The organism is Streptomyces sp. NPDC039430 (assembly GCF_055639435.1).
Genome location: NZ_JBVKAK010000005.1, coordinates 29,818 through 42,629, shown reverse-complemented (window position 1 = coordinate 42,629; position 12,812 = coordinate 29,818). Strand labels below are relative to the sequence as shown.

Below are 12,812 nucleotides of genomic sequence, written 5' to 3'. Positions count from 1 at the left end.
AAACCCGCCCCCTCCTGTTGCGTTGTTTCTTTCTTCTCTGTCTCCTCGGTTGGCTCTGCTTCCTCCCCTTCCCCCCCCCCCCCCCCCCCCCCCCCCTTTTCCCCCCCCCCCCCTCCCCCCCCCCCCCGGACCGGCCTCACTGACCGGACCCTTTGAGCGTCGTTTCCGGCACTTTGAGCGTGACCCACACCCGCTTCCCGGGGCCGAGCCTGGGCGCCACGCCCCAGTCGTCGGCGAGCGCGGCCACCAGCGCGAGTCCCCGCCCGCACTCGTCTTCGAGATCGGGGGTGCGAGGGCGCGGCAGATAGTCCCCCGCGTCCTCGACCTCCACCCTGAGCAGCCCTTCGGCCCGTTCCAGGGTGACGGCGATCTCCCTGCCCGGTGGGCTGCCGTGACGCAGCGCGTTGGTGACGAGCTCCGACAGCAGGAGAGCGGCGGTCTCGCCGGGATCTCCGGGCAGATCAACTTTCGTATGAAGAACTTCCCGGGCCCGGCCGACGCTACGGGGGTGACTGGGGAGGCGGAACGTGAAGCGCTGTGTGTGCTGGTGCGGTAGTTCGCGCTGTTCACCGTCGTGGTTCATGGGAAGGACCTTCCCTGTGATGCCGGTTTTACTTTCCGTGCACCAAAGGTGACTGTGTGCAGCTAAACTCATCCGTTCGCGGACATTCCCGGAACCCCGCGATCAGCCCTCGGAGCGCCGGTCCCTGGCCCGGTCCTGCGCACGGTCCTGCGCCCGGCCTCGCGCCCGGTCCTGGGCCCACTCCGGGGCCTGCTCCTGAAGCCGGTCCTGAAGCCGGTCCAGCTCCCTGCGGTCGCGCTTCGTGGGGCGGCCCGCGCCCCGGTCGCGAAGGGCGATGGGGACGGTCAGTTCGCGCGGCGGGGGCGGCGGGCTGTTGTCCACGTAGCACTCCACGGCCACCGGCGCGCCCACCCGCTTCTTCACGACGCGCGAGACCACCACGACCCGGTCGCGCGCCGCGTGGCGCAGCCGGATCTCGTCGCCCGGCTTGATCGCGTAGGCGGGCTTGACCCGCTCGCCGTTGACGCGCACATGGCCGGCGCGGCAGGCGGCGGCGGCCTGGGAGCGGGTCTTGGTGAGCCGTACCGACCAGATCCAGGAGTCGACCCGTGCGGTCCCCGTGTCCGAAGCCTCAGAAGTCATGGATCGAGGGTAAGCGCGGACGGCCCGACGGCTCTCCCCCTTTCTCCGTGTCACCTCGTTCGCGGCTCTCCGTGTCACCTCGTCCGCGGCAACGCCGAGCGGGGTGACGCCGGTCCGAGACGGCGCCACCCCGCGATCATGATCGTGTCCGGAAAGCCCCGGTCGGACCGGACCGGACCGGACCGAACCACATCGGATCGGATCCGACCGGATCAGGTCGGCGTCAGACGCCGATGTCGCCACCGTCCTTGCGCCAGACCGAGACCACCGACGGACGGACGATCTTGCCGGGACCGTCGGGCCACGCGCTCGCCGGCTTCTCGACGGACGCGCCGTCGATCTCGCCCGGGTGCTGCACCGCGACCAGGATCCGGCGGTCCTGGATGACCGGGCCGCAGGTCTCCGCGCCGTTCGGCATGGTCAGGAACTGCTTCAGCTCACCGCGCCGGTCGCCCTGCGTCGCGACGCCGAACAGGCCGTCGTGCGCACCGAGCGCGTTGCCGTCCGTCGAGATCCACAGGTTGCCGTGCGGGTCGAAGGCGACGTTGTCCGGGCAGGAGATCGGGCTGACCTTGTCCTTGGGGAAGCCCGCGAAGTAGGTGGCCGGGTCGTTCGGGTCACCCGCGACCAGGAAGAGCCGCCAGGCGAACCCGTCGCCCGCCGGGTCGTCCCAGTTCTCCGCCAGCTCCAGCACGTGACCGTGCTTGTTGGCGTTACGGGGGTTGGCCTCGGTGGGGCCTTCCTTGCCGGCCTTGCCGCGGTCGGTGTTGTTCGTCAGCGCGACATAGACCCGGCCGGTGCGCGGCGACGGCTCGACGTCCTCGGGACGGTCCATCTTGGTGGCGCCGACCTTGTCGCCCGCGAGGCGCGTGAAGATGTACACCTCGTCGGCGCTCATGCCGGGCACGTGCGAGACATCGCCGGTCGCCAGCGGTATCCACACGCCGGAACCGTCGAACTCGCCGTCGTTCGGGAGCTTGCCCGTGCCGTCGAACTCGCCCGCCGGGCTGTCACCGGTCAGCTTGGCGACGTACAGCGTGCCCTCGTCGAGCAGCGTCAGGTTGTGCTCGTGGTCGGCGCGGCTGTTGCCCTTCTTCATCTGCTTCGACGAGACGAACTTGTAGAGGTAGTCGAAGCGCTCGTCATCGCCCATGTAGACGACGGGGCGGCCGTCGGCGGTCAGCCGGGGCTGCGCGGCCTCGTGCTTGAAGCGGCCGAGTGCGGTGCGCTTGCGGGGCGTGAAGTCCGGGTCGTACGGGTCGAGCTCGACGACCCAGCCGAAGCGGTGCGCCTCGTTGGGCTCCTGCTTGAGGTCGAAGCGCTTGTCGAACAGCTCCCACTTGCGCTCGCTGGCCGCGGTGCCGATGCCGTAGCGCTTGTCCGTGTCGCTCGAACCGTTGGCGAAGTACTGGTTGAAGTTCTCCTCGCCGTGCAGCGTGGTGCCCCAGGGGGTGGTGCCACCGGCGCAGTTGTTGAGCGTGCCGAGGACCCTGCTGCCCGTACGGTCCGCCGAGGTGCGGAGCAGATCGCTGCCCGCGGCCGGGCCGGTGAGACGGAACTCGCTGGTCGCGGTGAGACGGCGGTTGAGCTGGTGGCGGGTGACGGCGGTGAGCTTGCCGCTCTTGCGGTCCTCCTCGACCACGACGACGGAGAGACCGTGGGCGGCCCAGGCGATCTCCACCTGCTCGCGGGTCGGCTTGGCCGGGTCGTAGCCCTTGAACATCAGGATCTCGTCGGTGTACTCGTGGTTGGCCACGAGCACCTGACGGTCGCGCTCGCCCTTCAGCGGCAGCAGGCTCAGGAAGTCGTTGTTGTAACCGAACTGGCCGGCCTGCGCCTTGGCGGTCTGCTTGTCCGCGTTGAAGGCCGGCGCACCGCGCAGGATCGGGTCGCCCCAGCGGATGACCACGTTCTGGGCGTAGCCGGAGGGGATGGTCACCTTGTCCGCGGTGTTGGGGGCGACCGGGGTGAAGCGCAGACCGCGGGCGCCGTCGGCCTTGCCACCGCCGCTGTTTCCGTTGCCGTTGCCGTTACCGGCGACCGCGGCGGCGGACGCCGAGGAGTTACCGGGGCCGAAGGCGAGCGCGCTGCCCGCGGCGGTGGCGACCGTCACGACGGCGGCGGCGCGCACCAGGGAACGCCTCGACATCGCACCGGCGATGATGTCACCGACGTACTCGTTGTCGCTCTTGTTCGGTACCTCGTGGAAACAGGCGTCGCCACAGCGGTAGCGGCAGGTCAGGGCGGAACGCCCACCCGCGTGAGGACTGGAGCTGGAACTGAGCAGCGGCAGCAGTTTGCGCACTTTCGCCTCCGGAAATGCGATGGTTCGGCGCGCACCGCGCCGACAGGGTGTCGGGATGTCTCGGCTGGTGACGCTAGGTGCGCATGCCACCAGGGTGGCGGCCTCCAGGTGAACGGAACATGAATCCACGCCGACCTCGTGGTCGGGAGAGAGTAATGACGGTGGCGGCCGGGAGGGTACCGTCCTGCCCGTAGGGCCCGTCCTACACGTGGACCGCCCCTGCCGGAGATCGTTCGCGGTGGCCGCTAACCTTACGTATCCGCCCTGGCCAGGGATGTGCGTTTCCCCGGTGGCGGACACCGCACCCAACTCATCTGAAAGGCCTCGCCCATGGGCATTCGGAGCTTGCTGCGCAAGGTGTTCGGACGCGACCGTGCGGAGGAGCGCCACGAGTCGGCGCCGGTCTCGGCCTCGGTACCGTCTCAGGCGGGCCGTTCGGACCGTACGGACTCGGCGGAGCCGACGCCCAAGGACTCGGGTACGGACACGACGAAGGCCGCCGACCCGGACGTGACGACGGCCAAGGCCAAGGCCACGACCACGGTCACGACGTCGGCCTCGGCTTCGACCTCGGCTTCGGCTTCGGCTTCGGACACGGCCTCGGGGTCGGCGTCGGCGTCCGCGCCCGCCCCGGTTGAGCCCAAGGACTCGGTGGAGGCCGTGAAGGCCAAGGACATCGAAGGGGCGGCGGCGGATCTGGTCGCCGCGGCGTTCGACAACCCGCGCCCGGCAGATCCGGACCGCGGTGTGCCGTCGCAGCTGCCGCGGACGAGCGCGATCGAGGAGCCGCCGCCGCTCGCGGCCACGCCGGCCCCGGCCCCGGCCGCCACGCCCACGCCCACGGTCCCCGCGCAGGCCACGGCGGAGCCCGAACTCGACGTGACGGCCGTGCGGGAGGCGGTTGTTCCGGCGGAACCGGAACGCGGACCGGAGCCGGAACGCGAGCCCGAACCCGAGACCAAGGCGGAAGGGAAGGCCGAGGCCGAACCCGAGGTCGTCGCGGTCAAGGCAGAGGCCGCGCCCCAGGCCGTCGAGCCCGAGGCCGAGGCCGCCGAGCCGGAGACCGTCGCCGAGCCCACGCCCACGCCCTCGCCCACGCCTGAGCCGGTCGTCGCCGACACCGCCACCACCGCTGCCGCCGCCCGCCCCGCCTTCACCCTCGCCCGCGTCAAGTCCCGTGCCCCCGGCCTCGCCGACCTCTACAAGGCCGCGGGCGCCGCCCTCAAGAAGCGCGGCCTCGCCGGGCACCGCGCCAGCGTCTATCTGGTGCTGGACCGGTCCGGCTCCATGCGGCCGTACTTCAAGGACGGCAGCGCCCAGCACCTCGGCGAGCAGGCCCTCGCACTCGCCGCGCACCTGGACGAGAGCGCGACCGTCTCCGTCGTGTTCTTCTCCACCGACATCGACGGGACCGGTGAGATCGGCCTCACCGACTACGAGGGGAAGATCGACGAACTGCACGGCTCCCTCGGCCGCATGGGGCGTACGAACTATCACCGCGCCGTCGAAGAGGTCGTCGCGCTGCACGAGAAGTCCGGCTCGGCCGGGCCCGCGCTGGTGATCTTCCAGACGGACGGCGCGCCCAGCGCCGTACGCCTCGCCGAGCAGGCTCTCGCCGAGGCCGCGAAGCTGCCGCTCTTCTGGCAGTTCGTGGCGTTCGGCGAGGAGGACGCCAAGGGCTTCGACTTCGCGCGGAAGCTCGGCGCGGACGAGGCCACGGCGAACGTGGGCTTCTACCACGCGGGTCCGGTGCCCAGCGAGGTCCCGGACACCACGTTCTACCGCGAGCTGCTCGCCGCCTGGCAGCCGTCCGCCTCCGGCAACTGACCTGCCCCGGAAGGCCGTTGCCACCGTTACCACCGTTTACGGCTGTTACCGCCGTCGGCCCGCGTCCCGTACGCGGCGCCGGCGGCGGTTTCGGTCCCGGCGGCGGCTTCGGTCCCGGCGGCGGCTTCGGTCACTGGCCCCGGCCGTCCCTGCCGTCGCCGCCCCCGGCGTTCGCGGCCCCGGTCCCCCTCAGTCGCCGTCGCGCTCCGCCTTCGGCAGCCTCACCGTCACCGCCAGCCCCCCGCCGGCGCCGCCCGGCTCCGCCCTGACCGTCCCCCCGTGCGCCACCGCGATCGAGCGCACGATGGAGAGGCCGAGCCCCGCGCCGCGCCCCATCCGGTCGCGGCCCTCTCCCCGCCGGAAGGGTTCGAACAGCGCGGGGATGTCCGCCTCGGCGACGACAGGGCCAGTGTTGCGCACCACCAGCTCCCCGCCCCGTACATCGACGTCCACCGTCCCCCCCGGCACGTTGTACGTCACCGCGTTGGCCAGCAGGTTTCCCACCAACTGCCCGAGCAGCAGCCGGTTTCCGCGCACCACGGCCGCGTCGACGACACACAGGGAGACCCGCCGCCCGTAGCGAGCCGTCTCCTCCGCCACCGCGTCGCCCAGATCGACCGGCTCCTGGTCCTCCACCTCGCGCTCGCTGCGCGCCAGCACCAGCAGTCCCTCGATGAGCTGTTCGCTGCGCCGGTTGTTGTCGAGCAGGGTCTCCTTCGTACGGGCCAGCTCGTCCGGCGTGCACAGATCGTCCAACCCGACCTGGATCGCGGCGCGTTGGGTCGCCAGCGGGGTGCGCAGCTCGTGCGAGGCGTTCGCGATGAACCGGCGCTGACTGTCGAAAGCTTTCTGCAGGCGCGCCAGCAGCGCGTCCAGGGTGTCGCCCAGCTCCTTCAGCTCGTCATCGGGGCCGCTCGCGCCGATCCGTTCGTGAAGATTGTGTTCGGACATCCGGCGGGCCTTCGCCGTCATCGCGTGCACCGGCCGCAGCACGCGCCCCGCCGTCCACCAGCCGACCCCGACCGCGCACGCCGCCATGACCAGCAGCGCGGCGACGGACCAGAACAGCATCTCGTCGGAGGCGGCGTCCGTGACGTTGTCGGTGAGCTGGTACACGGCGACGGCCTGGATCTGCTGCTGGCCGATCAGCCCGCGCACCGACGAGCCGGGGAGCAGAGGCGACACCTGGACCGGCGCCACCCGGGCGGCGATCTCCTGGGCCTCGCTCTGCGTACCGACACTGGAGAGCAGATTGACGATGGCGAGCAGACAGCCACCGAGGACGACGAAGACACCGCCGTAGATGAGGGCCATGCGCGTACGGATGGTGGAACCGGGCCCCAGCGCCTTGCCCGCCGCTCCCGTCGTCCCCCGCCCGCCGCGCCGTGCGGCGCGTATCACAGCGCGTACCCCACCCCCTGGACCGTACGGATCAGCGGCGGATCCCCGAGTTTGGCCCGCAGCTTGCTGAGACAGACCCGGACCGCGCCGGTGAACGGATCCGCGTGCGCGTCCCAGGCCCGCTCCAGCAGCTCTTCGGCGGAGACCGGCGCCCCGTCCGCCTCCAGCAGGATCTGGAGGACCGAGAACTCCTTGGGCGAGAGGTCGAGCGCCACCCCGTCCCGCGACGCCGTCCGCCGTACGGAGTCGAGCCGTACGCCGTGCCGCTCCAGCTGCGGCGGTACGGGCCTGGCGCTGCGCCGCCGCAGCGCGCGCACCCGCGAGACCAGCTCGGGGAAGTCGAAGGGCTTGCCCAGATAGTCGTCGGCGCCCAGATCGAGCCCCGCGACGCGGTCCTCCATGGAGACGGAAGCGGTGAGCATCAGGATGCGGGTACGGGACGACTCGGCGACCAGCTTGCGCGCGACGTCGTCGCCGTGGACGCGTGGCAGATCGCGGTCGAGGACGACGACGTCGTAGTCGTGCAGTCCCAGATAGGCGAGGGCGGCGTCGCCGCTGTACACGGTGTCGACGGCGAATCCCGCGCGCCGCAGCCCTGTGGCCACCAGCTCCGCCAGGACCTCCTCGTCCTCGGCGACCAGTACCCGCATGCTGCCGTCCCCTGCCCCTGTCCCCTGCCCCGCCTCGTACATGATGCCCTTTCTCTCCCGGGATGTGCCTGTCTACGGCACGGGGTGTTTCGGAAAGCTCTCCCCCCGCCCCCGTGCGCCAGCACGCCGTCGCACGCCCGCGCGCATCTCCGCGCGCCCCACACGCACCCACACACACCACCGCGCACACCCCCGCACACCCGGAGAAAACGCGGGCGACTCGCGCCGGAAGGGTCGGATACGATATTGACATTCCGTAGACCAATTGGTCACACCGTGTAGCGACTTGGGAGCAGCCTGCAATGGCTCGACACCTCATCACCAGCGCCCTTCCGTACATCAACGGGATCAAGCACCTGGGCAACATGGTGGGGTCCATGCTCCCGGCGGATGTGTACGCGAGGTACCTCCGCCAGCGCGGCCACGAGGTCCTGTACATCTGCGCGACCGACGAGCACGGCACCCCCGCCGAGCTGGCGGCCAAGGAAGCGGGCGTACCGGTCGACGCCTTCTGCGCCGAGCAGCACGACGCCCAGAAGGCGATCTACGACGGCTTCGAGCTGGCCTTCGACTACTTCGGCCGCAGCTCCTCCGCCGAGAACCGCGAGATCACGCAGCACTTCGCGCGCCGGCTGAAGGAGAACGGCTTCATCGAGGAGCGGTCGATCCGCCAGGTCTTCTCGATCGCCGACGGCCGCTTCCTGCCGGACCGCTACATCGTCGGTACGTGCCCGCACTGCGGCTACGACAAGGCCCGCGGCGACCAGTGCGAGAACTGCACGCGCGTCCTGGACCCGACGGATCTGATCAACCCGCGCTCCGCGATCAGCGGCAGCAGCGAGCTGGAGGTCCGCGAGACCAAGCATCTCTTCCTCCTCCAGTCGAAGCTGGCGGGCGAGGTCGAGAGCTGGATCGACGCGACGAGCGAGGAGTGGCCGCAGCTGTCCTCCTCCATCGCCCGCAAGTGGCTGACCGAGGGCCTGCACGACCGCGCGATCACCCGCGACCTGGAGTGGGGCGTACCGGTCCCCGCCGACGCGTGGCCGGAGCTGGCCGCCGAGGGCAAGGTCTTCTACGTCTGGTTCGACGCGCCCATCGAGTACATCGGCGCGACGAAGGAGTGGTCCGACCAGGACCCGGCGAACCGCGACTGGAAGTCCTGGTGGTACGAGGCCGACGACACGGTCCGCTACACCGAGTTCATGGGCAAGGACAACGTCCCGTTCCACACAGTGATGTTCCCGGCCACCCAGCTCGGCACGCGCGAGCCGTGGAAGAAGGTCGACTACGTCAAGTCCTTCAACTGGCTGAACTACTACGGAGGCAAGTTCTCCACCTCGCAGAAGCGGGGCGTCTTCACCCACGACGCGCTGGAGATCCTGCCCGCCGACTACTGGCGCTACTTCATGATGGCGAACGCGCCCGAGTCGGACGACACGTCGTTCACCTGGGAGCACTTCACGGCGACGGTCAACAAGGACCTCGCCGACACCCTCGGCAACTTCGTGAACCGCGTCCTGTCCTTCTCGCGCAAGCGCTTCGGCGACGCGGTCCCGGCCGGCAAGCCGGCGGGCGAGGCGGAGGCGCGGCTCGGCGAGGAGATCGCGAGGCTGCTCGCGGAGTACGAGGGCCACATGGAGACGCTCCAGTTCCGCAAGGCCGCCGCCGCGCTGCGCGCCCTGTGGTCCGCGGGCAACTCGTATCTGGAGGAGAAGGCTCCGTGGCTGGAGATCAAGTCCGACGAGGAGGGCGCGGCGCTGACCCTGCGGACGGCGATGAACCTGATCCACCTGTACGCGGTGATCTCCGAGCCGTTCATCCCGGCGTCCGCCAGGGCGATGCGGGGGGCGTTCGCGCTGACCGACGACACGGCGCGCTGGGTCACGGCCGAGGAGGCGAAGGCGCTGGCGTCCGTTCCGGCCGGTACGGCGTTCACCGTCCCGCCGGTGCTCTTCGCCAAGATCACCGATGAGGACCTGGCCGTGTACAAGGAGCGCTTCGGCGGCGAGGACCCGGCCGCGGCGTAACGCGCGGCTGCCGGCCGAGCGGCGAACGGGCCCGGGACACGGACGAGTACGTCCGAGTCCTGGGCCTTTCGCGTGCACGGAGCGGGGCGGCTACGGGACGGGGCGGGGGGGCGGGGCGCGACGGAGCCGGGCGCGTACGGAGCCGGGCGCGTACGGGACGGGGCGCGTACGGGACGGGGCGCGTACGGGACGAGGTCGGCGCCTTCGTACGGTCAGCGGTCAGCGGTCAGCGGTCAGCGGTCCGGAGCCCAGCCGCCGGCGGTCCGCAGCCCGATCGCCGAGCGAGTACGCGCGTCAGTCGCTGAGCGACTCCGCGTCGCCCATCACCACGATCGGCCGCTTCGCCGGGTCCAGCATCCGCAGCAGTTGCTTCATCCGCCCGCGCGGCAGCGAGACACAGCCCTGGGTGGGCCCGCCGTGGTCCACGTGGAGCCAGATGCCGCCGCCCTTGTCCTCGCCGAGCGGCCGGGTCCAGTCGAGCGGCGTGGTGCCGGACAGCCGGTTGTAGTTGATCGCGACCACGTAGTCGAAGGACCCCGCGAGCGCCTCGCCCTCGAAGCCGTCGCCCGACGCCTCGAAGGCGGAGCCGCGGTCGTACGGGAGCCTCGTGCCCGGGTTGGGCAGCTTGCCGCCCGCGTCGGTGAGGTCGAACACCCCGATGGGTGAACGCAGATCGCCCTGGAAGTGGTCGTCGGTCCAGCCGCGCACGGCGTTGTGCGCGGACCAGATGTCCGAGACGGGCTGCCAGCCGGTGACCGGATCACGCTCGTAGACGACGACGGAGGACGTACTGGAGTCGCGGCCGGTGCCGGTCACCACGACGGCCTGGGACGCCTGCGGGGAGATCTTGGCGCGCGTCGCGGCACCGAGTTCGGGGATCTCCTCGGGCTGGACGATCTGCGCTTCGGGGGCGGAGCGTCCCGTCGTACCGCCGCTCGCGTCGGAGCTGACCGCGGCGCCCTTGTCCTTCGCGGCCGTCCCGCCCGGCGCCGAGCCCACGTTGTCCGCGTGGTCCGTGGCGCCGCCGAAGCCCGAGCAGCCGGTGAGCAGCAGGCCGGTCGCCAGCAGCGCGGCGATCAGCGGTCCTCTGCGGACAGGGCGGACAGGACGCACAGACATGTACGGGCCTCTTTCATCTCGCGTTCCGGGGATGCGCGGTGGTCGGGGAGTCGGTCGGGTCGGACGGGTCGGTCGGGTCGGGCACAGGTCCTCTGCCGAAGTCTGCGCCGGTGACCATCGCGCGGGCGCCCTCGACGGTCCCCGGCGCGTCGCCCGCGACGCACAGGGTGACGATGACCGCCGAATAGGGGGCGGGTGCGCCACCGATCAGTCCGGTGAACTCCTGGGTGCCCGTGAGCTTCCGGCAGGCCGGGGAGGGACTGTCCGACGGGTACAGCACCGGCGGGTCCAGCACCTTGGCCGACAGATCGGCCCCCTTGTGCGCGACCAGCGTGACCAGGGCGCCGCCGGGCGGGAGGGCCCGCACCGGGAGGCACTGGCTCTGGTCGTCCGCGGGGCAGGTCTGTTCGTACGGGACGAGCCGCTGGGTCGAGACGAAACCGCGGGCAGGCTGCTTGTACCGGGCGTCCTCCGGCATGTCGAGGGCCTGCCAGGTGTCGGGCAGCGGGAGGACGAGACCGGCCACATGTGCGAAGCGCGTCCGCTGGGCCTGCCCGTCGCCGGGAATGGGGGGCGGGGTCGCGCCGTCGGCGGGTGCGCCGTCGGCGGGTGCGGTGACCGTGGGCGGGGCGACCGTGGGGCCGGTGGCCGGTGGCGGACCGGGCGGAGCCGCGGTGACCGGGGGGGCGGAGGACGCGGGCGGCGTGGACTCCTCCCCGGCGTGCAGCACGCCGGGGAGCAGCGTGCCGGCGAGGGCCAGTCCGGTCACGGCCGCCGCGGCGGCGCCGGCCGTGCGGCGCCGGCGGCGGTTCCGGGTGACCCGTTCCCGTACTCCGCGCATGCGTCCCTCGGGGGCGGGCAGCCGGGGCACGGCCCTCTGCAGCAGGATGCGCAGCTCCCGCTCGTCCTCAGCGCCCGGCCCGTCTGTCCCGTCCATCCGGTCCGTCCCATCCACCCGGTCCGCGCCCTCCGGCCCGTCCAACCGGTCCGCGCCGTCCGCGCCGTCCGGCCAGGAGTCACCCACAGCGGTCACCGCCTTCCACGAAGGCGGGCAGCGCGGCGCGCAGGGAGCTCAGCGCACGCGCCGCCTGGCTCTTGACGGTGCCGGGGGTGCAGCCGAGCGTCGCCGCGGTGTCGTCGACGCTCAGGTCTTCGAAGTAGCGCAGTACGACCACCGCGCGCTGCCGCACCGGCAGCGCGCGGACCGCGGCGGCCAGCGACTGCTCCAGATCCACTTCCGCGTACGCGTCGAACGTTCCCACCGCGTCCGGGACATCGCCGTACGGCAACTCGCCCCGCCAGCGCCGCCGCCACCAGGAGGCGTGCAGATTCACCAGCGACTTGCGTACGTACGCCTCCGGCCGGTCCCCCGCGATCCGCGGCCACTTGGGCCATACCTTCGCGAGGGTGCTCTGCAGCAGGTCCTCGGCGAGATGCGCGTCCCCGGTCAGCAACCAGGCCATCCGCAGGAGCCGCGGCCCCCGGGCGGCGACGAATGCCTCGAAGTCGCCGTCGCCCGGGTCCATTGTCCTGCCCTCGCCATTCCGTTCGGATTCCCACGACAGTGGAACGCGGTGGGGCGGCGATCAGGTTGCCTCGGGGAGATGAACGTCCCGGCGTCACGGATCACGTTGTCCGCGTTCGGAGCGTTGTGTACCGTCACCAGAGCAGTACTTGAACTCTCAAACACAACTACGTCCCCCATCCCCCACACCCCAGGAGAGAACACGCATGTCCTCCCCCCTTCGCACCACCACGGGCCCGCTCGCCCCCACCTCCGAGGCGACGCACGCCCCGCACGCCGCCTCGCCGCACGCCTACGACGCCGGACTGCTGCTCCTGCGCGTGGTCCTCGGGCTGACGATGGCCGCGCACGGCGGCCAGAAGCTGTTCGGCTGGTTCGGCGGCGGCGGCATCGACGGCACGGGAGCCTTCTTCACCCTGAGCGGCTACCCCAACGGCAAGGCGCTGGCCGTCGTGGCCGGTCTCACCGAAACCTTCGGCGGCCTGGGCCTGGCCCTCGGCCTGCTCACCCCGCTCGCGGGCGCCGCGGTGGTCGGCACGATGGTCAACGCGCTCGCGGTGAAGGGCTTCGGCGGCTTCTTCGCGCCGACGGGCATCGAGTACGAACTCCTCCTCACCGCCGGCGCCGCCGCCCTCGCCCTCACCGGCCCTGGCCGCCTCGCCGCGGACCGCTACCTGCCCTGGGTCAAGTCCCACCGCCTCGCCTACGGCGCCGCGGCCCTGGCCCTCGGCCTCCTGATCGCGGCGATCACCCTCCTGCTCCGCAACTGACCCCCACCCGAACGCGGGCACAC

At 71.6% G+C, this 12,812-nt stretch carries 11 protein-coding genes; 3 read left to right on the top strand and 8 right to left on the bottom strand.

Annotated features, from left to right (window positions below):
- Positions 1-136: 136 nt before the first annotated feature.
- The 3 genes from ACZ7LS_RS14505 to ACZ7LS_RS14495 all read right to left on the bottom strand — a co-directional run bounded on the left by ACZ7LS_RS14505 (position 137) and on the right by ACZ7LS_RS14495 (position 3,470).
- The gene (locus ACZ7LS_RS14505; protein WP_382528215.1) at positions 137-583 is read right to left on the bottom strand and encodes an ATP-binding protein; all 447 of its coding nucleotides are present in this window, start codon (positions 581-583) and stop codon (positions 137-139) included.
- Positions 584-685: 102 nt separating this feature from the next.
- Entirely contained in the window at positions 686-1,165 is a 480-nt protein-coding gene (locus tag ACZ7LS_RS14500; protein WP_385136771.1) for an RNA-binding S4 domain-containing protein, read from the bottom strand.
- A 223-nt stretch (positions 1,166-1,388) separates the two neighbouring features.
- A complete protein-coding gene (locus ACZ7LS_RS14495) occupies positions 1,389-3,470 on the bottom strand; it encodes a PhoX family protein (RefSeq protein ID WP_385136773.1) in 2,082 nt (693 codons plus the stop codon).
- 330 nt (positions 3,471-3,800) lie between these two features.
- On the opposite strand from ACZ7LS_RS14495, the gene ACZ7LS_RS14490 reads away from it, so the two are divergent.
- Positions 3,801-5,297 carry a VWA domain-containing protein gene (locus ACZ7LS_RS14490; RefSeq protein ID WP_385136775.1) on the top strand — a complete coding sequence of 499 codons (1,497 nt, stop codon included), beginning with the start codon at positions 3,801-3,803 and terminating at the stop codon, positions 5,295-5,297.
- 189 nt (positions 5,298-5,486) lie between these two features.
- On the opposite strand, the gene ACZ7LS_RS14485 is transcribed toward ACZ7LS_RS14490, so the two are convergent.
- Entirely contained in the window at positions 5,487-6,611 is a 1,125-nt protein-coding gene (locus tag ACZ7LS_RS14485; protein WP_382528303.1) for a sensor histidine kinase, read from the bottom strand.
- Between the two features lie 83 nt (positions 6,612-6,694).
- Positions 6,695-7,348 carry a response regulator transcription factor gene (locus tag ACZ7LS_RS14480; RefSeq protein ID WP_382528305.1) on the bottom strand — a complete coding sequence of 218 codons (654 nt, stop codon included), beginning with the start codon at positions 7,346-7,348 and terminating at the stop codon, positions 6,695-6,697.
- A gap of 302 nt (positions 7,349-7,650) precedes the next feature.
- On the opposite strand from ACZ7LS_RS14480, the gene metG reads away from it, so the two are divergent.
- Positions 7,651-9,375, top strand: a complete 1,725-nt coding sequence (metG, locus tag ACZ7LS_RS14475) for a methionine--tRNA ligase (RefSeq protein WP_382528227.1) — start codon at positions 7,651-7,653, stop codon at positions 9,373-9,375.
- A gap of 294 nt (positions 9,376-9,669) precedes the next feature.
- Here metG and ACZ7LS_RS14470 read toward each other — a convergent pair whose 3' ends face one another.
- The 3 genes from ACZ7LS_RS14470 to ACZ7LS_RS14460 are packed head-to-tail and all read right to left on the bottom strand — an operon-like array spanning position 9,670 to position 12,020.
- Positions 9,670-10,494 carry a L,D-transpeptidase family protein gene (locus tag ACZ7LS_RS14470; protein ID WP_382675041.1) on the bottom strand — a complete coding sequence of 275 codons (825 nt, stop codon included), beginning with the start codon at positions 10,492-10,494 and terminating at the stop codon, positions 9,670-9,672.
- A gap of 13 nt (positions 10,495-10,507) precedes the next feature.
- Positions 10,508-11,527 (bottom strand): hypothetical protein, encoded by a 1,020-nt coding sequence (locus ACZ7LS_RS14465; protein ID WP_385136777.1) that lies wholly within the window; start codon positions 11,525-11,527, stop codon positions 10,508-10,510.
- A complete protein-coding gene (locus ACZ7LS_RS14460) occupies positions 11,511-12,020 on the bottom strand; it encodes a SigE family RNA polymerase sigma factor (protein WP_382528235.1) in 510 nt (169 codons plus the stop codon). Before ACZ7LS_RS14460 ends, ACZ7LS_RS14465 begins: the two co-directional genes overlap by 17 nt.
- A 205-nt stretch (positions 12,021-12,225) precedes the next feature.
- On the opposite strand from ACZ7LS_RS14460, the gene ACZ7LS_RS14455 reads away from it, so the two are divergent.
- Positions 12,226-12,789: a DoxX family membrane protein gene (locus ACZ7LS_RS14455; RefSeq protein ID WP_385136779.1), complete on the top strand. Its 564-nt coding sequence runs from the start codon at positions 12,226-12,228 to the stop codon at positions 12,787-12,789.
- Positions 12,790-12,812 lie beyond the last annotated feature (23 nt).